Here is a 25987-nt window from a genome sequence, read left to right as displayed (position 1 = left end):
GATATCAAGAATCCCGATGAGAAGTCGCCTCCTCCCGAGGATGCTTTGCTTGCATTTTTCCATATTCATCTGTAATGATGTAATGATTCAGGTTTTCCTGATACATGAACATTTCCACTTCAAGCGGGCTCGGTTCTTCATTGAATTTTTTCTTGAACAAATGGTTGAAGAACGTCATCATCCCGATGCCGATCCCGATCGAATAAGGAATTTGCAGCAACAGCGGATGCTCTGTCTCCTTGCCGGTGAGAAGTTTATAAATATGCCGGTGCACTTCGGCCATGCTGACATCCGCGTGAAAGTTCATGATGGCTAACCCCGATCCTACAAACAGCAGCAGCCAGACGAGCACGATCAACACCAGGCTGGGGGGCTTCGAGCGCCCTTGGATTTCAATCAGCGCATGAGGTTCCCCAAAAAGCTCGATTTGCATGGAAGGATACAGCTCCTTCACCTTGCGGACAATCAGCATCATATCGATCAGCACCAGGCTTCCGTCCTGTTCGTCGGGACGGTACAGCTCCAGCATCTGCAGCTTTTGCTCATACTCCGGCTCCGCCAGCAATTGTGCAATTTGTCCCAGATATACCGGTTCACCGCGGCGCACTTGCATTTTTTTGCGCAAACGTATATACAGGGATGGAACAGAAGCAGACGGCATGTTGCAGTTCCTCCCTTTTGACGCAGTTTGTCTTGTTTGCCTTAGTATGAATAAAAACCCACTGTCATAAACACGCCTTTTTTTGGCATAATTTAACTTGCCGCAGGCAGCATAATGAGAGATTTTTTAACAAAAATTAAGCTTATTAACAATGAACTCACTCTCAACACAAGGAAGGTGTCATAGGACATGACAAAAACAGCTTTAACGCTCGTGGTTATCGGGGCACTGAACTGGCTGCTTGTGGGATTATTTGAATGGGATTTGGTTACAGCGCTGCTGGGAGGAGATGTTCACCGCGAATCTTCCGGCTTAAGCCGTATTGTCTATACCCTGGTCGGACTTGCCGGCCTTTACTGCATCGGGCTGTTGTTTCGCGACGACGTAAAAGCCGGATAACTTTTCCCGGATAAACAAAAAGAGGATGAGCTCCGGCTCGTCCTCTTTAAACCTCACTGTGCAATTTGGTTTTTTATGGATTGCAGTATTTTTTTCTCCAGCCGGGATACCTGCACTTGAGAAATCCCAAGACGGGTTGCGACCTCCGACTGCGTCTGATCCCGAAAATACCGCAGATACACGATCAAACGCTCCCGCTCGCTTAATGATCCGATCGCCTCGTTCAACGCAAGCTTATCAAACCACTTGTCCTGCGCTTCGTCGGCAATCTGATCCATCAGCGTAATCGGGTCGCCATCGTTCTCAAAGACGGTTTCGTGAATGGAGGAAAGCGGCTTGTTCGCCTCCTGGGCAAAGACCACGTCTTCGGGAGAAATCTGGAGTTCTTCGGCTACTTCCTTCACCGTGGGAAGGCGGCCGTTTCGTTTGGAAAGCTCATCCTTGGTTTTGCGGATTTTGTTGGCCAGCTCCTTAAGTGAACGGCTGACTTTAAGTGTTCCGTCATCCCTGAGGAAACGCTGAATCTCCCCAATAATCATCGGTACGGCGTAAGTTGAAAACTTTACATCATACGACAGGTCAAACTTGTCAACCGACTTCAACAGGCCGATGCAGCCGATCTGAAACAAATCCTCGGCTTCATAACCGCGGTTTAAAAACCGCTGTACCACCGACCAAACGAGACGGATATTGCAGTTCACCAGCGTCTCCCTGGCAAGCGCATCCCCTGATTGGCTTAACGCGATCAAGCGCTTGACTTCGGCATCGTCCAAATAACTGTGAGAGGCGTTCTTCAAATCCACATCCATAAGATCAGACCCCTAATTGAATAAAGCTTTTTTCGATTCGATTCGCTTCTTCATCCTGACTGTGGTGCCTGTGCCAAGTGCGGTAGTGACTTCGATTTCATCCATGAAATTTTCCATGATCGTAAAGCCCATGCCCGAACGCTCTAATTCCGGTTTGGAAGTATACAGAGGCTGCTTAGCCAGATCCAGATCCTCGATCCCCGCTCCCTGATCTTCCACTGTGATAAAAACGGTATCCCCTTCGATTTGTGCGGTAATCGTCACTACGCCATCCGGACGATTATCGTAACCGTGGATAATGGAGTTGGTCACAGCCTCTGAAACCACGGTTTTGATATCCGTCAATTCATTCAAGGTCGGGTCGAGTTGAGATACAAAAGCGGCAACGGCCACACGTGCAAATGATTCGTTCTCAGAGCGGCTTGCAAACTGAAGCGTCATAAAGTTGCGTTCACTCATGATACGACCTCCAAACTTTGGATCGCTTTTCTTTCGTTATCCTGGATCGATAAAATTTTGAACAGGCCCGACATTTCAAGAAGACGGTACACGGACGGATTCACGTCGCAAACGACCATTTTCCCGCCTCTGGCCGTAATCAGTTTATAGCGTCCAAGTATGACTCCCAGGCCGGAGCTATCCATGAAGGTCAGATCCTTTAAGCTCAAAATGATATGGCTGCTGTTGCCCCTCAGAATCGCTTCTTCCATCTTCGTCTTTACGGTATCCGCCGTATGATGGTCAAGCTCGCCTTTAAGCCTTACAATCAGCATTTTACGATAATGTTCAAGTTCAATTTGCAAACTCAAACTGCTCACTCCTTCCCGTCTATGCCCACTCTTTTCTACACATAGGAAACCATCTCCTGCACCTCCGACAAAACTAGAAGAAAAGCGCCAGAACTAGAAAAATTGCGACACCTTGCGCAAAGCGGATAAAACCAAATCCCCGCTAGCGGCGTTCATCTGCTGCGGGGACTCATGATGTCGATTCGTGTGAGCAGCGTATCTCTAACTTCAATCCAGGAAAAGCAGGCGTTTAGCCGTCCGTTTCGTCAGCGTCCACCAACCGGCTTTTTTTACATCTACCGGCGATTCCAGCGCAAACTCGGTGAGTACCTGATCATCTTTGTATACGACAAGCTTGCCAATCGGCTGTCCCGCAGCGATCGGCGCCTTCAAATTAGGCAGCAACTGCAGTTCATGGCGAATGCCGTTTACGCCATCGCCCTTCTTGAGCAGGACGCTGTAGGGATGCTTGGCCGTCAAAGGAACGATAGGGGTTTCACCCTTGCCTACCCTCATTTCACCCATTGTATCTCCGGTTTTGTAAATCGGAAGGCTCGTAAACTGGGAGAAGGCGTAATCAAACAGCTTCGTTACCTCCGCATTGCGGGTCTTGGTGTCGGGTTCACCCATGACGACGGAAATCACACGGAGATTGTCCCTTTTGGCCGTGGCCGACAGACAAAATTTCGCTTCACTGGTATAACCGGTTTTTAGTCCGTCCGCACCGGTATAGAAACGAACCAATTTGTTCGTATTCACCAGCCAGAAAGGTCTGGGCGATTCTTTTCTCAAGTAGTCCTGATACAGGCCTGTGTATTTAGTAATTTCTTCGTGCTTCAGCAGTTCTTTGGACATCAGCGCAATATCGTAAGCCGAAGAATAGTGATTCTCCGCAGGAAGCCCGTTCGGGTTAACGAAACGGGTATTTTTCATGCCAAGCTGCTCGGCCCGCTCATTCATCATACGCACGAACGCTTCCTCCGAGCCTGCTATTTTCTCAGCTACCGCCACAGAAGCATCATTACCCGAAGCCAATGCTATGCCCTTGAGCATGTCTTCAACGGTCATTTCCTCTCCTGGCTCCAGGAAAATTTGCGATCCGCCCATCGAGGCTGCGTATTCACTGGTACGCACCTTTTCGTCCATCTTGATTTTCCCTTGATCCAGTGCTTCCATAACCAGCAGCATCGTCATGATCTTCGTGATACTGGCCGGAGGCAGCTTGGCATCTTTATTTTTTTCAAAAATAATGGTTCCTGTATCTGCATCCATGACAACGGCAGACGTTGAATTCGGCGCCAGGTCAATCGGCTGGGCCGCCTTGCCTTCCTCTGCCATAGCGGTTGGAAGCATAAGAAGAAGCAAAAGCTGAACGGATAACCCTAGTTTCAATACTTTGCTGATCATAGCCTGTTCTACCCCTCCTGACTGAAGCTCAAGTTTAAATTGTTGGTAATTAGTGTTGACCATTACCCGACAAAATATTCCAATGGTGAAAAGAAATGGAGCGGGCTGCAAGCGCCTCGCTTAATATCCAGGGAGGACACCCCTGCAGCCGTACAAAAGCCAGAGCGATCCGACGGGCGGATTCTCTGGCTTCACTAGAAAAGCACCCTGATGGGTTTGCTGATTACCTTGCGTTCGGGAACACTCTTTGTACGATCTCGGAAAATTCCTGCACGAACCCCGATATCGGTCTGCCTGCCTGCACATCGTCAACATAGCGGTTTACCCGGCTTACAAAATCAGGGTTGACCGAAACGTAAACGTTCCGGATATTTGCGTCGGTGGCACGAACCTTCTCCGCAATCTGAGACTCGACGTCCTGGGACACTTGAGTTTGACCGCCCTTGAGTACAGCGGCGACATAAGCGTTGCGGCGGGTCACCAGAACGTTTGCCGATTGGACGCCCGGCACCTCGGAAACGATTTTTTCAGCGGCTTTATCGGCAACCTCAACTCTTTCTTCCGTTTCACTCAAGGGACGCGTTTCCTGGCTTGGCGCAGCTTGCTGCTGAACCTGCTGCCGGTCGTTTTGCGCCTGCGGCCGGTTCGCGCAGCCGGCGGCTAACATCGCCAGGCAGCAAAGAGCGATTCCGGATGTGCTTAACAGCCTATTACGAATTTTCATTCACATAACCCCTCCTTGTATTTGATTCGCTATGTAGTATGCTTTATCCAGCACAAAGAAATGCATAAAAAAGGCGATTCCATCATGAGCAATTTTGGCATGAAAAAACTCGAGCTTCGTTTCGCTCGAGTCATTGTTTTTTATAGATGCCGCACTCCGTTTCGGGTCACAACGGCATAAATCAGCTTCGATCTTGGCGCCGGAGCCTCCGTAATCGTAAACGCGGCAGCAGTCCGCTCGCACATCCGGGCCGTATCAGCCGGTTCATTCCGGTTCATGTACAGCTCGGCCAGAGGCTCCCCTGCCTTTACGGCATCCCCGACGCGTTTGAACAGCTTGATACCGACGGCCAAATCGATAGGATCATCCTTCGTGGCGCGGCCTGCGCCGAGCAGCATGGCAGTAACTCCTAACGCCTCCGCATCGATCGCGGCAATACTGCCGTCGGCAGGGGAGGGCACAGGCACCCGGTATGCGGCCTCAGGCAGCCGATCGGGTTCATCGGCTACACGCGCATCTCCCCCCTGGGCCTTGATCAACTGCTTCAGCTTTTCCAGCGCCTCTCCGCTCTTTAGCAGCTGGTCGACCAGTTGCTTCGCTTCCGTTTCATCCTGCGCTTTGCCGCCCAGAAGGACCATATGCTTAGCAAGCTCCCGGCAAAGCTCCGTCAGCTCAGCCGGTCCTTGCCCCTTCAGCGTCTCTATGGCTTCGCGCACCTCCAGAGCGTTGCCGATGGACGGTCCGAGCGGTTCATCCATATTCGTGATCACCGCAACCGTCTCACGGCCAATCTCCGTGCCAATCTCCACCATCGCCTTCGCCAACCGGACGGAATCCTCCAGAGATTTCATGAATGCTCCCCGGCCGGTTTTAACGTCCAGCACGATGGCATCCGCGCCGGATGCAATTTTCTTGCTCATAATGGAGCTTGCAATCAGAGGTATGGATTCGACGGTTGCCGTTACATCGCGCAGCGCATACAGCTTTTTGTCCGCCGGAGTCAAATTGCCGGATTGGCCCACGACGGCCAGACCGATTTCCTTCACTTGATTCAGGAACTGCTCTTTGGTGCGTTCCACCTCAAAGCCTGGAATCGCCTCCAGCTTATCAATGGTTCCTCCTGTGTGTCCGAGCCCTCTTCCCGACATTTTGGCTACCGGGATTCCTGCAGCCGCCACCAATGGAGCCAGAATTAAGGTCGTCGTATCGCCGACGCCGCCGGTACTGTGCTTGTCGACTTTGACGCCGGGAATGGAGCTCAAATCCACTTGCTCGCCCGAACGGACCATCGCCATCGTAAGCTCAGCCGTTTCCCGTGCCGTCATTCCATTGAAAAACACCGCCATGGCCCACGCAGACAATTGGTAATCCGGAATGTCTCCGCGAGTGTAACCTTCAATCAGGAAATCCAGTTCTTCCTTTGTCAGCTCGCCGCCATCCCTTTTCTTATGTATGATATCGACCGTCCTCACGCAATCCGCACCTCGCATTTTACCATATTACAAGTATTATATGCGCCGCAGGACCAAAAGAAAAGGAAGCCGAGGTAAAACCCTCAAGCTTCCTTGTGCAGTCGTTATTGAATTATTGAACGATCAGCTTCGTTTTCATATCCGCATGGCCTGGACCGCATGGCAGCGAGCAATGCACTTCATACTCGCCCGGTTTGTCGAAAGTCACTTCCATGGACTTGGTATTGTTGTCAAGCTTTACGTTCGTGCCTACGATTTCAATCGCATGCAGACCTTCCTTGTTTTGCAAAGAAACGGTCACTTTTTCGCCGGCTTTCACGGTGTACTCCTCTTGATCGAACTTATAGTTCGTAGCAACGAACTTCAATGTCGGACCCGCAGCTTCTTCCTGCGCCATCTCCGCTTGACGCGCCGAGATATTCTGGAACAGCACTCCCGTACCGAGGAGACAAGCGATGATGAATAGTGAAAACATAGCCCATTTTTGCATAGGTAATTCCCCCCTTACTGTTAGCCGTTAAGACGTATAGTCTTATTGTACAAAATACGCATCAATTTACACATGCCCTTTGAGGTCGAACAGGTGAAAAATTTGTGACAAATTTAGCTAATCAGCATCTTCAGCTATTATGCCCCAAGCTATTTTAGCATAAAACTATTACGGCAACAAAACATCGATACTAAAACTCCGCCGCATGGACAGAGTGCTCGGTTCGAATATTAAGAAGCGTTTCCCGGATCTGGAATCCGCTGCCCCGTTCAAGACGCCTGGCCTCCTGTTCCTTTATCACTGGAGCGTACTTGCGAATCGCATAATCGTGATCAGGAAAGCCATAATATGAAAGCTGAAGAATGCTTCTTGCAGGGGAGGTGTCCCGGATGTGCGCTAAACAACAAGGACATGCCAATCAAAATACAACGACAAGAACAAGCGATAAGGGCGCAAAAAAATCGAAGTAACCTTAAAAAAGGCATCCCCATTGGCAGATCTCGGAGAGCGCCTTCACTTGATTTGAGGCAAAATAACCTGGCCGGTGGCCAGGTTATTGCTTTACAGCAGTCTTCGATGGGAATGCAGCCTCCGCAGCGGCTCCCCAATTACACACTGACCTCCCGCACAAACCGGCAGACCAGTTCGATGAATACCGGCTTCGTCCGGTTCGCTACGGCGACCACCTGCTCGTGCGTAAGCGGCTCGAGCTCCTCTCCAATCGCCATGTCGGTGATGCAGGAGATGCCGAGCACCTTCAGGCCGGCATGACTGGCCGCGATGACCTCGCCGACGGTAGACATGCCAATGGCGTCTCCTCCGAGCCGGGCCAGCATCGTCAGCTCGGCGGGAGGCAAATAATTCGGGCCGCTGATTCCGGCATAGACGCCTTCCTGCAACCGTACAGGTTCATTGCGCTCATGTCCTATTTGTTCTGAAATTTGTTTAGCCAATGCACGGTATTCCCGGTTGTAAGCTTCAGACATATCCGGAAACCGAGGCCCCAGTTCAGGATGATTGATGCCGATAAGCGGATTGTCACCGGTCATATTCAGATGATCGGTGATCAGCATTAAATCACCGGCTTGGAATGTTCGATTCATTCCCCCGGCCGCATTGGTGATAACCAAAGATCGGACCCCCAGCTGCTTCATGACATAGATCGGAAATACAACCTTTTTCATCGAATAACCTTCATAATAGTGAAAGCGCCCTTGCATGACGATGACGGATTTGCCCTCGAGCCTGCCGATGACGAACTGGCCTGCATGTCCTTCTACCGTAGAAACCGGAAAATGCGGTATGCGTTCATAAGGAATCGTGACAGCATCCTCAACCTGGGCGGCCATGTCGCCAAGACCGGAGCCGAGAACAAGACCGATATCGAGCGAACGGCGGTCAATCCGATCGCTGATCCATTGAGCAGACTCCTGGATGTGTTCTGCATAATAAGGTTCCATTGCTTTCACCTCTCCTTTCAATGTCAGACGCAGACCGGAACGCTAAATGCGCGGAATAATACCTACAATAAGCTTCAAGAACGTTTGCTTCACCCGCTCCGTCGTCTCCATCACTTCCTGGTGGGACAGCGGCTGATCCAGGATGCCTGCAGCCATATTGCTGATGCAGGAGAAACCCAGTACCTCAATGCCTGCATGGCGGGCGACCAGCACTTCAGCTACCGTCGACATGCCCACGGCGTCTGCGCCGAGCGTACGCATCATCCGGATTTCAGCCGGTGTTTCATACGATGGCCCCAACAGACCGATATAGACGCCTTCTTGAAGCTTCTGCCCTTGTTCGGAGGCTACCGTCTTGGCTATATCGCGCAACCGGCGGCTGTATGCCTCGGACATATCCGGAAAACGGACACCAAGCTCGCTGTGATTGGGGCCGATCAGCGGGTTGCGGAACGTAAAGTTGATATGGTCCTTAATCAGCATCAAATCGCCCACATTATAAGAAGTATTAATGCCCCCGGCCGCATTGGTGACAAGCAGTATTTTAACGCCTAGCGCCTTCATGACCCGGATGGGGAAGGAAACCGTCTCGACACTGTAACCTTCATACATGTGAAAGCGCCCTTTCATCAACAAGACATGGCGCCCGCTAACCGTGCCCAGCAGCAGCTCGCCTGCATGTCCTTCCACGGTAGACACCGGAAAATGGGGAATATCCTCATAAGGAATCACCACGCCATCCTGCACCATATCCGCGATCACGCCCAGTCCGGAGCCGAGCACCAGACCGATTTCAGGTTCAATCGGATATTTGCTGCGGATATATTCCGCGGCCTCTTTAATATTTTGCAGCAACGCGTTTTGTTCCATGAACAAACACGCTCCCTTCATCTTGGTCGTTTATTGTAAATCGTTTAAAAAGCTTGTTCCATTCTTCACGGCGGTCAGGTTAAAATTATCGGCAATCGTAGCTGCAATATCGGCGAACGTATGACGAACGCCCAGCGATCCCGCCGATTGAAAAGCCGGGTTGTATACCAGCAGCGGAACATATTCCCGGGTATGATCGGTTCCGTGATGAACCGGATCGTTCCCGTGGTCCGCGGTCAAAATCAGCAAATCCTCTTCGCCAATCCGCTCCATCAGCTTCGGCAGCCAATCGTCGAATTCGTTCAAGGCCTTCGCATACCCTTCGGGATCTCTCCGATGCCCGTACAAGGAATCGAAATCGACCAGGTTCGTAAACAGCAGCCCTTCGAAAGCCTGCGAAAGCTTGTCTATCGTCTTGTGTATACCGTCCAGATTGCTCTTGGTGGGATTCGATTCCGTGACCCCTTCCCCGGAAAAAATATCGTTAATTTTACCTACGGAGATCACGTCGTATCCCGCATCCTTGAGCAGATTCATAACGTTAGGCGCAGGAGGCTTAACGGCATAATCATGCCTGTTCGGCGTCCGCGTGAAAGCTCCGGGCTTTCCTATGTACGGACGAGCGATAACGCGGCCGACGGCATAGGGTTCATCCAGCGTCAAGCGCCGGGCGATTTCACAGCCGCGGTACAGTTCTTCCAGCGGTATAATTTCTTCATGGGCCGCCAGCTGCAGTACGCTATCGGCGGAAGTATAGAGGATCCATGCCCCCGTCTCCATCTGTTCCGCACCGAGTTCATCCAGAATCTCTGTGCCGGAGGCCGCTTTGTTGCCGATGACCTTGCGGCCGGTTTCTTTCTCAAAACGTTCGATCAGCTCTGCCGGAAATCCGTCAGGAAATACGTTGAAGGGGGTCTCTACCTTCAGCCCCATGATTTCCCAATGCCCGGTCATTGTATCTTTGCCGACCGATACCTCAGCCATTTTTCCGTAGTATCCCTGCGGCTTCTCTACCGGTGGAATTCCTTGCAAGGGAGCAATATTCCCCAGCCCGAGCCGCTGCATGTGGGGCAATCTCAGCGAAGACACCCGCTCCGCAATATGCCCCAGGGTATGAGCTCCGGTATCTCCAAAACGCGCTGCATCAGGAAGCTCGCCGATGCCTACGCTGTCCAATACAATCACTGCCATGCGTTTATATTTCAAACCTGCCCCACCTCTCTTTTTAGATGACTAACTCATGAGCTTATTATCGCAAACCATAGTGGCTTTTGCAAAAGCCGCCGAATGGAAACAACCCGTCTTCCGTTCACACGAAAGGCGGGCGAATCAGCCGTTATTTAATTCCGGCTCTAGGGTGGGTGCGATTGTAAACGTCTTTCATTTTGCCCCGTCCCACCTGGGTGTAAATTTGCGTGGTGGAAATATCGGCATGGCCGAGCATTTCTTGAACAGAACGCAAGTCAGCCCCGTTCTCCAGCAGATGAGCGGCGAACGAATGACGAAGGGTATGCGGCGTGATTTCCATCTGGATATCCGATTCCACAGCATATCGTTTAATGATTTTCCAAAACCCCTGTCTTGTCATGCGCGTTCCCAAATGATTGATAAACAGCGCTTCCTCGTCCTTGGATTTTTTCAGCAATTTTGGACGCATCTTTTCGATATATTCCGCTACATATTGGGAAGCGATGCTTCCCAGCGGAACGATTCTTTCCTTGGCTTTACCTACGCAGCGAATAAACCCGACCGTCAGGTCCACGCTGTCCACATCAAGCGAGACCAGTTCCGATACCCGGATCCCGGTGGCGTAAAGCACCTCCAGCATCGCTTTATCGCGCATCCCGTTGGGCGTTGACGTCGGCGGCGATTCCAGCAGCCTCTCCATCTCGGAAACGGAAAGCACTTTGGGTACCCGCTTCTCCAGCTTCGGAGTCTCCATATGCATGGAAGGATCATTTTCCAGCATCCGTTCTTTCACCATATACTGATAAAACGAACGGATGGATACCATATTACGGGAAAGCGTTGCCGTAGCCCGCCCCATCTGTTTTAACTTAAGCAGGTAAGACGAAATGCTCACCTTCCCGCTGTCCTTCAGCGAATGAACGCCTGATTGCTCCAAAAAATGGATGTATTGCTGCAAGTCGCGTTCATAAGAGTCCAGCGTATTTTGGGCTAAGCCTCGTTCTTCAGATAAAAATCGGATAAACGATTTCAAATCGTTTTTCATGAGAGCCTGATCCCCTTCTGTGTTGTCAAGCTGCAGTATTACATAAAAATTCAACAAAAAGGGGGGATTTCCTGCCTCGTCACAGCATTTTTATTCACCGATCCAATAAAAAAGTTTCAGCCGCTCTCCCATACTGACAGACGGGGATATTGCAGCATGCTCATTATGAAACACCTTCACCGCTCCGCCGGCCGGCGCTTTGTATTTAGGCATGGGCTCAATAAAACGGGTGACCATTAGCAGTATATGATACATCGCAAAGGTGAACGCCAGAAACAACAGCATGAATCGCATACGGCCCATCCACTTACGGATACGAATATGAAAGATCATAGCCTGTACTCTCCCCTTTCCTCTAAAAGACTATGATCTTTCGGACGCGATTATGTGCGGGTCGCCGCTTTCTTCAGCTAATAGGCAAAAGCGTATCAAGACCTGTGTACGGCAAGCCTACGGCCTCCGCTACGGCGCTGTGAGTCACATGACCGCGATACGTGTTCACGCCGTGCTTTAATGGCCCGTTACCGTATAACGCCCGGGTGACTCCCTTACCGGCAAGCTCCAAAGCGTAAGCGATCGTCACATTGGTTAAAGCGAGGGTAGACGTCCGCGGCACGGCCCCGGGCATATTCGCAACGGCATAATGGATCACGCCGTGCTTCACGTATGTCGGCTGGCTGTGCGTAGTCACCCGGTCCACGGTGGCAATCGAGCCTCCCTGATCGACGGCCACATCGACAATGACAGCCCCCGGCTTCATCTGTTTTACCATTTCTTCTGTAACCAGCTTCGGCGCTTTCGCACCGGGGATAAGAACGGCGCCGATCAAAAGATCCGCCTTCTGCACCGCATTGGCAATATTGTACGGATTGGACATGAGTGTTCGAATCCGTCCGTGAAACACGTCGTCCAGATAGCGAATCCGGTCGGCGTTTTTCTCAATCACAACGACATTGGCTCCAAGACCCAGCGCCATTTTGGCGGCGTTGGTGCCAACGATCCCGCCGCCCAGAATAATCACGTCCGCAGGAGGCACACCCGGTACGCCGCCAAGAAGGATGCCCCGTCCTCCGTAAAATTGCTCCAGGAATTGAGCCCCCACCTGAACCGACATCCGGCCGGCCACTTCGCTCATAGGCGTCAAAAGAGGTAGGCTGCCGTTAGGCATTTGAATCGTTTCGTAGGCGATGGCCGTCATCTTGGTGCGGACCAGGGCCTCGGTCAGCAGTTGTTCGTTCGCCAAGTGCAAATAGGCAAAGAGTGTCAAATCTTCACGAAAATAGATGAATTCCTGAGGCAGCGGCTCCTTCACCTTCATGATCATTTCCGACTTCGCCCATACCTCGGCCGCCTCCGGGATCAGCACGGCGCCTTCTTTGGCATAATCCTCGTCAGAAAAGCCGCTGCCGGCACCCGCTCCCGTTTCAATGAGAACGGTATGACCTGCCGCCTTCAGCATCGCTGCCCCTCCGGGTGTCAAGGCCACCCGATTCTCATTACTCTTGATTTCCTTCGGTATTCCTATGATCATGAGTCAATCTCCTCCCTCATCGACAAAACGTACTATATAGGATTTGTCATAATGGTGTGAATATGTAAAGTATGCAAAAAACCTTCAGCCTGAATCGATACTCAAGCCGAAGGTTTCGGGTTCATGTTTTGTTCTTATCCCGGCAGCGGTGACAAATGCCCTGGAAATCCAGCCGGTGATCGAGTACTTGAAACCGGAACTCCCGCTCCAGCCGTTCCTCGAGCATGCCAAGCCAATCTTCCATAATTTCGTCCACGGCTCCGCACTGCACACATATCAGATGGTGATGATGATGATGAGTACTGTCGTTTCGCAAATCGTACCGTGCCACGCCGTCGCCAAAATTCATCTTCTCGAGCACATGCAGCTCGCTTAGCAGTTCCAGTGTCCGGTATACGGTAGCAAGGCCAATCTCCGGCGCTTTATCCTTTACGAGCATGAAGACATCTTCCGCACTCAGATGGTCTTCCTCGTTCTCAAGCAGCACCCGGACGGTCGCTTCACGCTGCGGTGTCAGCTTATAGCCTTGAGACTGAAGCTGCTGCTTTATTTTTTCGATGCGAGATTCCATGCTTTTCCCCCTACGGGTTTTGTGAAAGCAAAACCTTACTCGTAAGCCCACGCTTCGGGTTTCGCACAGCAAAACCTTACTTGTAAGCCGTGATTTTGGGTTTTGCACAACAAAACCTTACTCGTAAGCAATGCTTTCGGTTTTGCGCAGCAAAACCTTCTTTCATAAGCATTAACTACAGGATCCTTATGCTTACATTATAGGAGGTGAAACGCAAGAAAGTCAAACCTTTTAGCCCTATCCTCAAGAGGGCGGCATTGTGATTAGCATCGGTGCAACCCATTTCATCATGACAGGTGAAACATGGGCTTCAAATACAGCGACTCCGATCAGCATGAAACCGGAAGCGAGAATGGTCCCGGAAAGCTGCATAAAAGGCTCGTAAAGAGTGCCTTTTCGGCTGATAAACCGGTTTTTCACCAGAAGAATGGAAAACGAAATCGCGGACACACTGCAAATAATCAGCAGCGGAATGACAATCAAATTTTGCGGAACGACCGAAACCAGCGCGAACAAAAGCCCTTTCCAGGAAAGCGTGCCCACCATATAACCGACCGAAAATCCAATCAGCACGCCTTTCAGAAAGTCAAGAATAAGAATAAGCGGCAGTCCGATAACGGATAGTCCGAGCAGCCAGATGATCAGGACCCATTTGATGTGCATGGTGAAAGACTCCTTGATGGAGGAAGCCGTCCCGCTTTCCAGACCGCCTTGAGTTACAATGGAAAAAAAATTGCCGAGATACCTTGTAATCTCCTGCTTTTGCTCCAGCGAGAGGGCGTTTACCATGACGGCGCCAAAGACGACTCCTGTTACGAAAATTACACCGACAAAAATATACAGCGACAAATGCTCCTTCATATACTGCTCAAGCGTTCGGTTGCGCAACATGCTGCCATGCCCCCCTTGTCCGATTACTAGAGCATATGAAAAAGCGCCTCCCATTATGACTTCAGGCTTCCACCTTCCCGTATTTGCCGCCTCCGCCCGTTGCGAGCCGCAGTTTTCCGGAGCGTGCATCCGTCAAATAGCGGGCGATGGTCTCGCCTGCGGCTTCCGCAAGCTCCTCATACGCAGCCCGGTGCAGCATATTCATTTCGGTGCCGAAACGGGCGAGCAGCCGATGAAGCGTCTTGGGACCGAGGCCGGGGATATACTCAAGCGGAACCTGGTAATGATATGGCGGACGGTCAGCGGGAATGACGGGTTCGTCCCGATCGGCGATATCCAGAATCCGGTCCATGACCCCGTTGACGAGCTTCGTACTGCCGCAGTATAGACAGCGCTCCGTCGCGATGGCATGCTGTTCGTCCAATATATGATTGCAGCTGCTGCAGTAAGTCCGATGGTATTTGCCCAGCCGCGGGTTCAAACCGTAGTTCGCCAGCACCCGACGTCCCTCTTCCCTATTCAGCGCTTTGCGCAGTTCATCGAAGGTCGGGCGCTCCAGCGCAAGCTTGTTATATTCACGCCCGATCTTGGGCAGAGAGTGCGCATCGGAGTTGGTCAGGAACGTATATCGGTCCAACTCGCTGATATACCCCGCCATCACCGAATCCGCGCTCAGGCCCAGCTCTACCGCCGCGATACCGTCCAGATCAAGCAGGTGCTCCATCCGGGTGGAGCAGCTGCCGTACACACTCTTGTGCGGTGTAAAAATGTGGGCGGGCACCATCAGCCCTCCACGATCGATGACCTCCCGCTGCAGTTCACGGGCTGTAGTATAGATGCGCTGAGAACTCAGATTCACGTTCTTCATATAGTTACCGAGCCAATCCGTAAACTGCAGCATGTCGGAAAGCTTGGGCAAATATGCGATCAGGTGAGCCGTGCCCAACCCCGGATCCCGCACCTCGATTTCACAGCCTAAGATGATGGTTGTATGGTGATACCGGATGCCTCCGCCATCGAGCTCCTCCATATCGCCCCGTTCCAAATAATGCACCATCTCCCGCTGCACTCCGGGCGAATGACAATCAATGATGCCAACGATATCGATACCTTTGCGCTCCGAGGCTTCCTGAGCAATGTTATAAAACGTCAGATTTTTCGCCGCGCTGATTTTGACCGCTTCTCCTTCTTCCGTCCGTCCGATATGGATATGAAGGTCGGCATAATAATCCTGCAGTGACATATCAGAACTTCCCTGTCAGTTTATACATTTGCCAGGCATATATCGCCATAATCGTCTTCGCGTCGCTGATCCGCCCTTCAGCCACATACTGCTGCGCTTGCTCGAGCGTAATGGCTTCGATCTCAAGGAACTCGTCCTCATCCGGTTGGGCCTCCCCTTTGGTCAGGCCCTGGGCTACATACAGATGAATGATCTCATCGGCAAAGCCGGGAGATGTATAGAATGAACTTAGAAGCTGAAGCGAAGCGCTGGTGTAGCCGGTTTCTTCCTCCAGTTCCCGACGGGCGCAGTTTTCCGGCTTCTCGCCAGGTTCTAATTTACCTGCGGGGATTTCAATCTGGCTTTTTTCGAGCGGCTTGCGGTACTGCTCTACGACAAGCATCCGATCATCGGGGGTGATGGCGAGTACGGCCACGGCTCCCGGATGCTTCACAATTTCGCGGGTCGCCTCCGACCCGTTCGGCAGCTTGACGGTATCCACCTGGAGAGAAATGATCCTTCCCTGGAATACAGATCGGGTAGAGATAGTGACCTCTTCAAATTTTTTATGGGGAATTGAAGTCATGACCGGATTCCTTTCTTACCATTTGGTTATTTTAATCATAAGACATCGATTTATTATACCATGAATTCAAGTCATACTCGCTTTTTCTCTCGCATAAGGTGAACTATATCAACCTATCAAAGCTTGGGGGAAAACACTATGAAAACCTATGTTGGCAACGGTCAGCTGCGTCTTGTAGGCAAGGCATGGGAAGTAAGACAATATTTGAAAATGATGCTGGGAACCATGTCGGCCGATCAGCCTTTAACCGCATTTTTGAACGCAAGAAGCGCCGCTGAGCTGAAGAACCGGCTTATTCGTCCTGTCTGTCCTGTCCATACAAGCATTGCCGATAGGCAACGGAAGCGGCCCCGCAAACTCCTGCAAAAAACGAAGGGTCTTCACGTAATCCCCTTCCCATCGAAGTGACCGGCCTGCCGTAAAGCTCCAGCGCAGCATCCAATTCATCCACGGAGGGAGCTTCCGTCCAGCGCACGCGGTGCAGCCGGTCGAGCTCATACTGCTGCATCTGCCGTTTCAGCAGCATGATTTTCCCGGGATCCCGGAGCAGCGGCAGCGGCAGGCTGCATGGTGCCAGGGCAGCGACGGCTAGTGCCGTCAGCGTATGCCGGCTGATCCCCCGGTGCTGCTCCCTGGGATCGGCAAAGCTGATCCGCGGAATGGCGACGGGCGTTCCTCCGAGGGCATGGACAGCGTTGATCAGCTCACCGACCTCCATCCCGCTGTACCCGTAAACGGTATCTGTCCCAACGATCCCCGGACCCATAATAACAATGGCGATATCGGCCTGCAGAACATGTCTTGCTGCAAGCAGCGCCGTATATTTATTGACGGCTTCGAGATCCCCGCCATAGGCGTGACCGTAGGTAATCGTACCGGCAAGCCAGCCCAGGCCGCATAATCTGGCGGCATGCAGACTGATAGAAAGCGGCAAAGCACCGCCGTCCGTCATGATGTACGCAATCCTGAGTTCTTTGGTCCCGGGCTGCGCTTGATTGGCCAGATGACGCAGCCAGCATACCGCCACAGGCAGCATACTGTGCAGTTCCCCGAGAAGCACCGGCATCCCCTCCAGCGTCCTGCGGCCGGCCAGCGTCTCATGATGCGGACTATCCGGCTCTTCTGCCGCAAGCACCGCGCGCTGCAGCGACGTGTAGCGCAATTTCATAATATGGCCCGGTCCCAGTTCCGCGGCGTCCATAGATGGCTCAAGTACCGCATGAATAAAATGGTAGCCGCCCGTGCCTAATTGAAGCGCTTCTGCCGTCGTATTCATCAGCACGGTATCCCCTACGGCCAGCCTGGGAAAGACGGACAAATCGTGAATAGCCCGGGCCGTCGCCCCATCGGGCTGCCTTACTTCAACGATTTGAATTTTAGCGTCCGGCAATGCCTCATGACCATCCGCATCCGTAACAACCCCCTTCTTCATCATCAAACCCATTGGAACACCTCCTACAATACAACTTACGTCGGAGAATCCATAAAAAAAACCACCCGGCACGTTTCTTCATGCGAGTGGTTCTTCCCAAGACGGCTTTATGATCCCTTAGCAACTTCCTGAATAATGTTTACTACCACTTCGGAAGTTTTAACCAGGTCTTTTATTGCGATGCGTTCTTTCGTGGTGTGAATGTCCAGATACCCGATCGCCAGATTAACGGTCGGAACTCCCATGCCGTTAAACATGTTGGCGTCGCTGCCGCCGCCGGAATGGAAGGTGCGCGGAGTGCAGCCGGAGTTGGTGAGTGCCTTCATCGCCAGCTTGACGACCGGAGCCGATTCGTCATACATGTAGGCGGGGTAAATCACCTCGCTTTGGAAGTTGAGCTTCGCCCCCATCTCCGCAGCCGCATCTTCGCACGCTTTGCGCATTCTTTCCACCTGTGCAAGCATTTTCTCCTGTGTAATGCTGCGAGCTTCGGCTTCCAGTCGAACCCGCTCGACTACGATGTTGGTTGCTCCCTCCACACCGCCTTCAAAGCGGCCGATGTTGGCCGTTGTTTCTTTATCGATTCGGCCAAGTGGCATGCGGGAGATCGCTTTGCTGGCCACCGTAATCGCACTGACCCCGTCCTCCGGATTCACCCCCGCGTGTGCGGAACGTCCCCAGAAGGTGATGTTCACCTTGGCCTGGGTCGGAGCGGCAACGGCAATGGCCCCGATCTCACCGTTGGAGTCCAGCGCATAGCCGAAGTCCGCATCCACCCATTTGGCGTCCATGGCGCGGGAGCCAAGCAAGCCTGATTCTTCTCCGGCCGTAATGATAAATTGGATTTGACCGTGTTCGATCTGGTTATCCTTCAGCACACGGATCGCTTCCAGCATTGCAGCCAATCCCGCTTTATCATCGCTTCCGAGAATGGTCGTCCCGTCGCTGCGTATGTACCCGTCCTCGCCGATCTGGGGCTTAATGCCTTTGCCCGGAGTGACCGTATCCATATGCGAGGTGAAGAAAAGCTTGGCCGCCGCGGACTTGCCCGGCGATGCTGGCAGTGTACAAATCAGGTTGCCCGATCCGTGACCCGTTTGGGCCGCCGTATCGTCCTCTTCCACCTTAAGGCCGAGCGCTGCGAACTTCTCTTTCAGCACCCGGCTGATTTCCTGTTCATGACGCGTTTCGCTATCTACCTGGACAAGCTCGATAAATTCAGCCACTAATCGCTCTTGATTAATCATTCGCTTTCCTCCAATCTACGCATGAGTTACAATATCATTATAGTATTCCCATGAACAGGAGTTGAATCTTATGCAAAACAAACTTATTTTCAAGATTATCGTATATGTGATGATCATATCCATGCTGTTGTCCACGCTGCTCTTCACCGTGGGGATGCTGCTATAGAATGTTGTTACCAAGCAAGTACTAGTATAGCTTCGTATCCTGGTTATAAGCTTCCAGATTTTCCTTGACACGCTGCAGGAATCGGCCGCAGATCACCCCATCCAGAATACGGTGGTCAAGGGACAGGCATAGATTGACCATGGAACGAACGGCGATCATGTCCTGAATAACGACCGGCTTCTTTACGATCGACTCGAAGGTTAGAATCGCAGCTTGCGGATAGTTGATAATCGGATAGGAAAGAATCGATCCGAACGAACCGGTGTTGTTGACCGTGAACGTGCCGCCTTCCAAATCGTTAAGCGTCAGTTTGCCGGTTCTTCCCTTCCGGGTCAGCTCGTCGATTTCCCGGGCAAGGCCGGCAATATTTTTTTGATCAGCCTTCTTGATGACAGGCGTAACCACGAAATCCTCAGTGCCTACGGCAAGGGAAATATTGATATCCCGTTTGACGATGATTTTATCGACGGCCCAAACCGAGTTTATGATCGGATAATCCTTAATGGCGCTCACAACCGCTTTAAGCAGGAACGCGAGATAAGTCAAGTTGATGCCTTCCTGCTTCATGAATTCATCCTTGACCTTGTTGCGCAGCAGCACCAGGTTCGTGACATCCGCTTCGATCATCGTCCATGCATGAGGAATTTCCGTCACGCTTTGACGCATTCGGCTCGCGATGGTGTTGCGGATCGGCGTCACGTCGATCAAATATTCTCCGCGGCCTTCCAGAGAATGTCCTTCCACCTCGATCTTCGGTAATGGCGGATTCTCCGACAAATGAATGCCAGTCGAGCGGACAGGCACCTTCGGAGGCTCGGGAATAAATACCCCCTCGACTACGGCTGCGGCAGCTGCGGCCTTATTCGCTTCGGCTGCCGGCATGACAGATCCCGGGACGGCTGCACGCCCGGAAGCAATGAATGCTTCAACGTCCTTGCGGGTAATACGGCCGCCCAACCCCGTTCCCTGCACATCGCCAAGAGAGATACCGTGCTCGACCGCCAGCTTCAGCACCGCCGGAGAGAAACGGCCGCCCAACCCCGGATTTTGGGCTTCCGCCGCCGGACGTGATAAAGTGCCCGGCTGTTCCGTTTGTGCCGCTCCGTTTGCTGCGGCGCCGTCAGCCGCCTGCTGTGGCTCCTCAATGATACAGATCGCTTCTCCCACCGCCGCCGTGGCCCCGTCTTCCACCAAAAGCCGAACGAGCCTGCCTTCAATGGGCGAAGGCATCTCTACCGTTACCTTGTCCGTAATCAGCTCGCAAAGCACATCATATTGCGCTATGTAATCCCCGGGCTGCCTAAGCCATTTGCCGATCGTCGCCGACACCAGACTCTCTGCCAAATGGGGAACGGTAACTTCAGTCCCCTTCATGTTCTCCTTCATGCTGCATAACCTCCTATGAAAACGCCGGCCTGGAGGACGGCTAAATACGTCAGCTTCAAAGGGCTCGCTGCCTGCCTTAGAACAATGCCAGCTTCCGCATGGCTTCCATGATTTTATCCGTATTCAAGAGGAAAAATTTCTCCATCGGAGGATTCATCCCTACAGCCGGCACATCGGGCGCGCACAGCCGCATGATCGGTGCATCGAGCTCGAACAGAAGCTCTTCCGCGATGATCGCGGATACCTCCGCGCCGACTCCGCCGGTTTTGTTGTCTTCATGAATAATTAATACCTTGCCGGTTTTGCTTGCTGCTTTCAGAATCGCTTCTTTATCAAGCGGTTGAAGGGTGCGCAAATCCAGAATATGCGCACTGATGCCTTCCTTGTCCAGCTCTTCCGCCGCTCTCATCGCATATTGCACGGTCAGTCCGTAGGAAATCACCGTAATATCGGTGCCTTCCCGTTTCACGTCGGCCTTGCCGATCGGTACGATATAATCGTCTTCCGGCACCTCGCCCGTGATTCCCAGGTAGCATTTTTTATGCTCGAAATAGAGAACCGGATCAGCATCACGAATCGCCGCTTTGAGCAATCCTTTGGCATCATAAGGGGTAGACGGGGCAACGATCTTCAATCCGGGAATGCCGAAAAATACGGACTCCGGACACTGCGAATGGTAAAGGGCCCCACCCCCTGTCGCTCCGTAAGGCGCGCGTATGACGATCGGACAGTTCCAATCGTTGTTGGAGCGGTAGCGGATCAAAGCCGCCTCGCTGATGATCTGGTTCGTAGCAGGAAAAATAAAGTCCGCATACTGCATCTCGGCTACAGGCTTCATGCCGTACATCGCCGCGCCAATCGCCACTCCTGCAATGGCCGATTCCGCCAGCGGCGTGTCCATTACGCGTTCTTCCCCGAACTGGTCGCGCAGCCCTTTGGTCGCATTCATGACGCCGCCCTTGCCGACATCCTCGCCGAGAACGAACACATCTTCATCCCGTTCCATTTCTTCTTTCATTGCCGTACGAATGGCTTCCAAATAGGTTATGACGGCCACGATGATTATACCTCCCCTGAATCGGCATACACATGCCGCAGCGTATCTTCCGGTTTCGGAAACGGCGCTTGCTCGGCGTAATTCGTCGCCTCGGTCAGCTCCGCTTTGATTTGCTCCATCAGTTCGGCATCCCGTTCTTCGCTCCATACACCGCATTCGATCATATACCGCCTGAATCCAATGAGACCGTCTTTGGCACGATTCTCCTCGACTTCTTCCTTGGTCCGGTAAAGCAGATCGTTATCAGAAGTAGAATGCGGCGGGATGCGGTACATAACCGCTTCAATCAATGTCGGCCCTTCACCGCGAATGGCCCGCTCGCGTGCTTCCCTGACCACGCGGTACACCTCCAGCGGATCCCGGCCGTCTACCTTGATACCCGGAAATCCGTAGCCGACAGCCCGTTCCGCAATGCTTCCGGCCGTCTGTTTGTGAAGCGGGGTCGAAATCGCATATTGATTGTTTTCGCACATGAAAATAACCGGCAGCTTATGTACGCCTGCAAAATTGCAGCCTTCATGAAAATCGCCCTGGTTGCTGGAACCGTCTCCGAATGTCACGAACGATACGAAGTTTTGACGCTTCATCTTTGAAGCCAGCGCAAAGCCTACGGCATGCGGCACCTGCGTCGTTACCGGACTTGACCCCGTGACGATGTTCAGCTTCTTATGGCTGAAATGCCCCGGCATTTGCCGGCCGCCGCTGTTCGGATCTTCAGCCTTGGCGAAGACCGAAAGCATAAGCTCCCTGAGCGTCATTCCGATGGTTAGAACGAATCCGTAATCGCGATAGTAAGGGAGGAAATAATCTTTTCCCTTTTGCAGCGCGAATGCGGCAGCCACCTGCGCCGTTTCCTGTCCGATGCCGGATACGTGAAACGCAATTTTCCCGGAACGCTGCAAAACAAACCCTCTCTCGTCGAACATTCGGGCCTTCAGCATATATGTGTACATCTCAATGATTTGATCGTCGCTCAAACCAAGCTGCCGATGTTTGGTTATTTGTCCGATGGACATGGGGCAGACGCCTCCTTATCATCATCACCTAATATTATTACCAGGTGCTAGTACTTGACACTATATATATTATAAACCGTTTGGTTTATGAACACAATTTCAATATTTCAAGTACGATTAAACGACAATTGCCTTCCCGTCAACGGCCAGCATGGCGTCGCCCAATATTTCGGACAAGGTCGGATGCGGATGAATCGTTTGTCCGACTTCCCAAGGCGTCGCCTCAAGCAGTTGCGCCAGCGCCGCTTCCGAAATCAGATCGGTTACATGAGGACCGATCATGTGCACACCCAGTATATCATTTGTTGCAGAGTCGGCAATCACCTTCACAAAACCGTCGCTTTCTCCGTAAACGAGCGCCTTGCCAAGGGCCTTAAAGTGCACCTTGGAGGTCTTGATTTGATGACCGCGTTCTATCGCCTGCCGCTCGGTAAGTCCGACGCTCGCCGTTTCCGGACGCGAGTACACGCAGCGTGCAATCTGGTGGGAAGCGTAATGATGGACTGTATGCCCGCATATATGCTCAGCCGCGGCGATGCCTTCGTGGCCCGCCGCATGAGCCAGCTGCAAGCCGCCGACGCAGTCCCCCACCGCATAAATGTGCAGCTCCGCCGTCTGCATCACGTCGTTGACGCGAATATAGCCGCCTTCAACTTTGACGTCGGTATTCTCCAGGCCGATCCCTTCGACGTTGGCCTGACGTCCCACGCACACGAGTGCGATCTCCGCTTCCAGCATATGCCGCGCTTCCTTATGCTCAACGGCGAGCTGTACTCCGGAATCGCTCTTCTGCAGCGTATCGGCCAGTACCTTGGCGCCGGTCCTTACGGTTACTCCCCGTTTCTTAAGCAGACGTTCAAGCTCGCGCGATACCTCCTCGTCTTCTCCCGGAAGGAGCCTCGGCGCATATTCCACAACCGTCACCTGAACGCCGAAATCGCTGAGCATGGATGCCCATTCCACTCCGATCACGCCTCCGCCGATAATTACAGCCGACGCCGGAAGCTTCTCCAGACGAAGGGCGTCGTCACTGTTCAGCACGCGAACCCCGTCCGTATCCAAACCCGGGAGACTCCGCGGGCGCGAACCTGTGGCGATAATCAGCTTCTCCGGCACCAGCGTCAGGATTTCCCCGTCCTCCTGCTCCACCGATACACTGCCGCTGCGCGGCGAGAAAATAGAAGGGCCGATGATTCTGCCTATTCCTGAATATACGGTAATTTTATTTTTTTTCATTAAATATTGAAGTCCGTTATGCAGCTGTTCAACGATCCCGTTTTTGCGGGAGATCACTTTTCCGAAATCGACCCGGACTCCGTCGGCCTCAATCCCGAATCGCTCACTTTCCTTCATCGCTGCATACACTTCCGCGCTCCTTAAAAGCGCCTTGCTCGGAATACAGCCGCGGTGAAGACAGGTTCCGCCCAGCTTGTCCCGTTCGACGATGGCCACATTCTTTCCAAGCTGAGCAGCGCGAATCGCTGCCGAATAACCACCGATGCCTCCGCCAAGGACTACGATATCAAAAGCATGCGTCGTCATTATATTCCCTCCGAAACTATGATTCTTCTATTTTAACCATATTCGTCTCAAGAAATATAGTCCAATTTGTGAAAAGGCATGAAATGTTCTTGAAGTTATGGTAACGTTAATGACATAGAACGTTTTATCGGAAAAAGAAGGAGCCGCACATGAAAGTCACCTTATACCGATTTATCGCCATGCTGCTGTTGGTCATTCCGGGCCTGATGGCGACCTACGGATTTCTGGCCATGAAGGATGCCTGGTTCGCCCAATTCGATCAAACGGCTGCCGATCCGGGAATTCTCTGGGGCAAGATGATTCTCGGGTTGATTTTATTCGGAGTGGGGGTCGCCTTTATCGGAGGATGGATTTTTTTTCGCGACCGCAAGCACAATTATGTCGCCCCCAGATTTCGGGAAAAACGTAAAAAGGGATAGCCGTACAAGGCTGTCCCTTCATTCGTTATACCCGTTCCCGTCCGGCGCCGTCCAGCCAGCGCAAAAACCGGTTTGTCTCAATCAAGCTGCTTAAAGAGCGGCGCCACGTTAACATATGCAAGGCGACGAACACAGCAAGGGCAGCCCCTTGAAAGAGCTCCGGCGTCAGTCTTACGATGCCGATGCCAAGCGCAAAGCCGAGCAGATTGGCGCCGGTATCGCCAAGCATGATCCGCCCCTTCAAGTCAAGCGGAGCAAGCAGCAGCGCGCCGACAAGGACCGGCGCCAGATCATGCCACAGCTGCGCCCCTCCCGGGGCTGCATCTGTTGCCATAAGAAAGCTGCTCCAGCCGATCATCCCCATGAAAAAGAAAAACATTTTCAACGCCCTGCCGGGACGGACATCAAACAGGTTAACGCCGTTCGTTGCGAGAAGCACGAGCAGGAGCTGGCGCGGCAGGTCCCACAAGCTGTCTTGGTCCGGCAGCAGAACAAGAAGACCGGCCAGGCCGGCCGCCGCGGCTTTCAGGATTCCGGTCGTGATGCTGCGTTCTCTCTTCCACGCCAGCCAGTGGCCGCGTATGCCTTTGGTTCGCTTATCGCCCTTCACATCGTCCAGAAAGCCCGCAAAGCAAATGATGCTCAGGGAGAGCACCCATACCGCATCCGGATTCCAAATGCCGGTGAAATTGTCTATGACAAAACTGGCCAGAAGAAGAAGCCAGATGAGCAGCCCCCCGGCTGTAGGAATGGAGTCCCCGGTATAGTTGCGTTCGGCAATCCCGTGCTCCTGCAAAAACCGCAAGCTGCCGGGCATAAGCAGGCGGCCGATAGCTAACAGCGCCGTTAGAGGCAAAATCCACTCCAGGACAAAACCAGTTAACATACCGGTTTCCTCCAGCATTCCCATAACGCGAGACCGACGGCAACGAACTGTTTGCCGCGGTGCACAAAGCCGCCCCAATCCCTTCCTGTTTCCCTATGGCCAAAAGGCACAGCGAGCTCCATCACACGATAACCGAGCTTGACGGTATCGATCAGCATGCCTACTTCTACCCCAAATCCGGTGTAAACACGTCCACAGCGCTTCCATACTTCCGCCCTTACCGCGCGCTGACCCGATAACGGGGCTAACGATGAATAACCGCTTAAAGCTTTCACTCCGCGCGATGCGAGACCTTTTACCAGTCCGAAGCCTGCGGGCTTGTTGACCTGCGGAAGACGTGCAACCGTCAAGTCGGCCTGATTTTGGACTAACGGTTCCAACAATACGGGAAAGCAGGCTGCGGTTTCTCCCAAATCCGCATCCAGAAATACAAAAATTTCCCCCCCGGCAGCCCGGCAGCCCGCTGACATCGCAGCCGCCTTCCCTCTGTTAACCGGAAAACCGATAACCAGATCCGCCCACGGATAAGCAGCCGCTCTAGTGTCATCATCACTTCCGTCATCGACGACAATAAGCTGAAACTTAAGCGCGCGGGGCTTCGCCCCTTCTATTGTTGATATGACCCGGTCCACCGCCTTCAGCGTTGCGGGAAGACGTTCCGCTCCATTCCAAACGGGAATAATGACGGATACAAGTGTCGTCACATTCGCCCCTCCTTGTAA

At 52.6% G+C, this 25987-nt stretch carries 30 protein-coding genes; 4 read left to right on the top strand and 26 right to left on the bottom strand.

Annotated features, from left to right (window positions below; all coding sequences use genetic code 11):
• Nucleotides 1-4 precede the first annotated feature (4 nt).
• Nucleotides 5-661 (bottom strand): stage V sporulation protein AA, encoded by a 657-nt coding sequence (locus NR121_RS07010; RefSeq protein WP_256831005.1) that lies wholly within the window; start codon nucleotides 659-661, stop codon nucleotides 5-7.
• Between the two features lie 189 nt (nucleotides 662-850).
• Between NR121_RS07010 and NR121_RS07005 the strand changes: the two genes are divergently transcribed.
• On the top strand, nucleotides 851-1060 hold the full coding sequence (locus NR121_RS07005; RefSeq protein WP_054817778.1) for a DUF378 domain-containing protein: 210 nt from the start codon (nucleotides 851-853) through the stop codon (nucleotides 1058-1060).
• Nucleotides 1061-1113: 53 nt separating this feature from the next.
• On the opposite strand, the gene sigF is transcribed toward NR121_RS07005, so the two are convergent.
• From sigF to NR121_RS06920, 17 genes are all read right to left on the bottom strand, one after another.
• Nucleotides 1114-1869: an RNA polymerase sporulation sigma factor SigF gene (sigF, locus tag NR121_RS07000; RefSeq protein ID WP_054817777.1), complete on the bottom strand. Its 756-nt coding sequence runs from the start codon at nucleotides 1867-1869 to the stop codon at nucleotides 1114-1116.
• A 12-nt stretch (nucleotides 1870-1881) separates the two neighbouring features.
• Nucleotides 1882-2328, bottom strand: a complete 447-nt coding sequence (spoIIAB, locus tag NR121_RS06995) for an anti-sigma F factor (protein WP_054817776.1) — start codon at nucleotides 2326-2328, stop codon at nucleotides 1882-1884.
• Nucleotides 2325-2678, bottom strand: coding sequence for an anti-sigma F factor antagonist (gene spoIIAA, locus NR121_RS06990; RefSeq protein WP_054817775.1), 354 nt, complete (start codon nucleotides 2676-2678; stop codon nucleotides 2325-2327). Before spoIIAA ends, spoIIAB begins: the two co-directional genes overlap by 4 nt.
• 207 nt (nucleotides 2679-2885) lie before the next feature.
• Nucleotides 2886-4064 carry a D-alanyl-D-alanine carboxypeptidase family protein gene (locus NR121_RS06985; protein ID WP_062408910.1) on the bottom strand — a complete coding sequence of 393 codons (1179 nt, stop codon included), beginning with the start codon at nucleotides 4062-4064 and terminating at the stop codon, nucleotides 2886-2888.
• Nucleotides 4065-4287: 223 nt separating this feature from the next.
• Nucleotides 4288-4788, bottom strand: a complete 501-nt coding sequence (locus tag NR121_RS06980; RefSeq protein ID WP_054817774.1) for a YhcN/YlaJ family sporulation lipoprotein — start codon at nucleotides 4786-4788, stop codon at nucleotides 4288-4290.
• Nucleotides 4789-4928: 140 nt separating this feature from the next.
• Nucleotides 4929-6260: a pyrimidine-nucleoside phosphorylase gene (locus NR121_RS06975; protein WP_054817773.1), complete on the bottom strand. Its 1332-nt coding sequence runs from the start codon at nucleotides 6258-6260 to the stop codon at nucleotides 4929-4931.
• 112 nt (nucleotides 6261-6372) lie between these two features.
• Nucleotides 6373-6750, bottom strand: coding sequence for a cupredoxin domain-containing protein (locus tag NR121_RS06970; protein WP_054817772.1), 378 nt, complete (start codon nucleotides 6748-6750; stop codon nucleotides 6373-6375).
• Nucleotides 6751-7358: 608 nt separating this feature from the next.
• Nucleotides 7359-8210 (bottom strand): purine-nucleoside phosphorylase, encoded by an 852-nt coding sequence (locus NR121_RS06965; RefSeq protein ID WP_054817771.1) that lies wholly within the window; start codon nucleotides 8208-8210, stop codon nucleotides 7359-7361.
• Nucleotides 8211-8252: 42 nt separating this feature from the next.
• Entirely contained in the window at nucleotides 8253-9080 is an 828-nt protein-coding gene (locus tag NR121_RS06960) for a purine-nucleoside phosphorylase (RefSeq protein ID WP_054817789.1), read from the bottom strand.
• A gap of 30 nt (nucleotides 9081-9110) precedes the next feature.
• A complete protein-coding gene (deoB, locus tag NR121_RS06955; RefSeq protein ID WP_054817788.1) occupies nucleotides 9111-10271 on the bottom strand; it encodes a phosphopentomutase in 1161 nt (386 codons plus the stop codon).
• A 145-nt stretch (nucleotides 10272-10416) separates the two neighbouring features.
• Nucleotides 10417-11313 (bottom strand): site-specific tyrosine recombinase XerD, encoded by an 897-nt coding sequence (gene xerD, locus NR121_RS06950; RefSeq protein ID WP_062410960.1) that lies wholly within the window; start codon nucleotides 11311-11313, stop codon nucleotides 10417-10419.
• Nucleotides 11314-11403: 90 nt separating this feature from the next.
• The gene (locus NR121_RS06945; RefSeq protein WP_174350345.1) at nucleotides 11404-11646 is read right to left on the bottom strand and encodes a DUF4227 family protein; all 243 of its coding nucleotides are present in this window, start codon (nucleotides 11644-11646) and stop codon (nucleotides 11404-11406) included.
• Between the two features lie 73 nt (nucleotides 11647-11719).
• Nucleotides 11720-12844 (bottom strand): alanine dehydrogenase, encoded by a 1125-nt coding sequence (gene ald / locus NR121_RS06940; protein ID WP_256831003.1) that lies wholly within the window; start codon nucleotides 12842-12844, stop codon nucleotides 11720-11722.
• A gap of 121 nt (nucleotides 12845-12965) precedes the next feature.
• On the bottom strand, nucleotides 12966-13415 hold the full coding sequence (fur, locus tag NR121_RS06935; protein ID WP_054817769.1) for a ferric iron uptake transcriptional regulator: 450 nt from the start codon (nucleotides 13413-13415) through the stop codon (nucleotides 12966-12968).
• A 243-nt stretch (nucleotides 13416-13658) separates the two neighbouring features.
• Nucleotides 13659-14306, bottom strand: a complete 648-nt coding sequence (spoIIM, locus tag NR121_RS06930) for a stage II sporulation protein M (RefSeq protein ID WP_174350343.1) — start codon at nucleotides 14304-14306, stop codon at nucleotides 13659-13661.
• A gap of 61 nt (nucleotides 14307-14367) precedes the next feature.
• Nucleotides 14368-15549 carry an endonuclease Q family protein gene (locus tag NR121_RS06925; RefSeq protein ID WP_062408917.1) on the bottom strand — a complete coding sequence of 394 codons (1182 nt, stop codon included), beginning with the start codon at nucleotides 15547-15549 and terminating at the stop codon, nucleotides 14368-14370.
• Between the two features lies 1 nt (nucleotide 15550).
• Nucleotides 15551-16114, bottom strand: a complete 564-nt coding sequence (locus NR121_RS06920) for an NUDIX hydrolase (protein WP_256831002.1) — start codon at nucleotides 16112-16114, stop codon at nucleotides 15551-15553.
• A 138-nt stretch (nucleotides 16115-16252) separates the two neighbouring features.
• Here NR121_RS06920 and mciZ point away from each other — a divergent pair, with 138 nt between their 5' ends.
• A complete protein-coding gene (mciZ, locus tag NR121_RS25295) occupies nucleotides 16253-16522 on the top strand; it encodes a Z-ring formation inhibitor MciZ (protein ID WP_174350341.1) in 270 nt (89 codons plus the stop codon).
• On the opposite strand, the gene NR121_RS06915 is transcribed toward mciZ, so the two are convergent.
• Together NR121_RS06915 and NR121_RS06910 are read right to left on the bottom strand one after the other, a co-directional pair.
• Nucleotides 16407-17558: a DUF3866 family protein gene (locus NR121_RS06915; RefSeq protein ID WP_256831001.1), complete on the bottom strand. Its 1152-nt coding sequence runs from the start codon at nucleotides 17556-17558 to the stop codon at nucleotides 16407-16409. The genes mciZ and NR121_RS06915 overlap by 116 nt on opposite strands.
• 95 nt (nucleotides 17559-17653) lie before the next feature.
• Nucleotides 17654-18793, bottom strand: a complete 1140-nt coding sequence (locus tag NR121_RS06910) for a M20/M25/M40 family metallo-hydrolase (RefSeq protein ID WP_054817766.1) — start codon at nucleotides 18791-18793, stop codon at nucleotides 17654-17656.
• 70 nt (nucleotides 18794-18863) lie between these two features.
• On the opposite strand from NR121_RS06910, the gene prli42 reads away from it, so the two are divergent.
• Complete coding sequence (gene prli42, locus NR121_RS06905; RefSeq protein ID WP_149917076.1) at nucleotides 18864-18959, top strand: stressosome-associated protein Prli42; 96 nt, start codon at nucleotides 18864-18866, stop codon at nucleotides 18957-18959.
• Between the two features lie 21 nt (nucleotides 18960-18980).
• On the opposite strand, the gene NR121_RS06900 is transcribed toward prli42, so the two are convergent.
• The 4 genes from NR121_RS06900 to lpdA all read right to left on the bottom strand — a co-directional run bounded on the left by NR121_RS06900 (nucleotide 18981) and on the right by lpdA (nucleotide 23960).
• A complete protein-coding gene (locus NR121_RS06900) occupies nucleotides 18981-20345 on the bottom strand; it encodes a dihydrolipoamide acetyltransferase family protein (RefSeq protein ID WP_306274371.1) in 1365 nt (454 codons plus the stop codon).
• Between the two features lie 76 nt (nucleotides 20346-20421).
• Entirely contained in the window at nucleotides 20422-21402 is a 981-nt protein-coding gene (locus NR121_RS06895) for an alpha-ketoacid dehydrogenase subunit beta (protein ID WP_174350339.1), read from the bottom strand.
• 5 nt (nucleotides 21403-21407) lie between these two features.
• Nucleotides 21408-22418: a thiamine pyrophosphate-dependent dehydrogenase E1 component subunit alpha gene (locus NR121_RS06890; RefSeq protein WP_054817765.1), complete on the bottom strand. Its 1011-nt coding sequence runs from the start codon at nucleotides 22416-22418 to the stop codon at nucleotides 21408-21410.
• A 117-nt stretch (nucleotides 22419-22535) separates the two neighbouring features.
• The gene (gene lpdA / locus NR121_RS06885) at nucleotides 22536-23960 is read right to left on the bottom strand and encodes a dihydrolipoyl dehydrogenase (protein WP_062408923.1); all 1425 of its coding nucleotides are present in this window, start codon (nucleotides 23958-23960) and stop codon (nucleotides 22536-22538) included.
• Between the two features lie 149 nt (nucleotides 23961-24109).
• Here lpdA and NR121_RS06880 point away from each other — a divergent pair, with 149 nt between their 5' ends.
• Nucleotides 24110-24379 carry a DUF2627 domain-containing protein gene (locus NR121_RS06880; RefSeq protein WP_062408924.1) on the top strand — a complete coding sequence of 90 codons (270 nt, stop codon included), beginning with the start codon at nucleotides 24110-24112 and terminating at the stop codon, nucleotides 24377-24379.
• A 25-nt stretch (nucleotides 24380-24404) separates the two neighbouring features.
• Here the strand turns inward: NR121_RS06880 and NR121_RS06875 are convergent, their stop codons facing one another.
• Nucleotides 24405-25265 carry a hypothetical protein gene (locus NR121_RS06875; RefSeq protein WP_256830998.1) on the bottom strand — a complete coding sequence of 287 codons (861 nt, stop codon included), beginning with the start codon at nucleotides 25263-25265 and terminating at the stop codon, nucleotides 24405-24407.
• Nucleotides 25259-25969 (bottom strand): glycosyltransferase family 2 protein, encoded by a 711-nt coding sequence (locus tag NR121_RS06870; RefSeq protein WP_054817762.1) that lies wholly within the window; start codon nucleotides 25967-25969, stop codon nucleotides 25259-25261. Before NR121_RS06870 ends, NR121_RS06875 begins: the two co-directional genes overlap by 7 nt.
• Nucleotides 25970-25987 lie beyond the last annotated feature (18 nt).

It is taken from the genome of Paenibacillus sp. Pae15 (assembly GCF_024519685.1).
GTDB lineage: Bacteria > Bacillota > Bacilli > Paenibacillales > NBRC-103111 > Paenibacillus_G > Paenibacillus_G naphthalenovorans.
The sequence above is the reverse complement of the archived record's forward strand: the minus strand, read 5'-3'. Positions and strand labels throughout refer to the sequence as shown.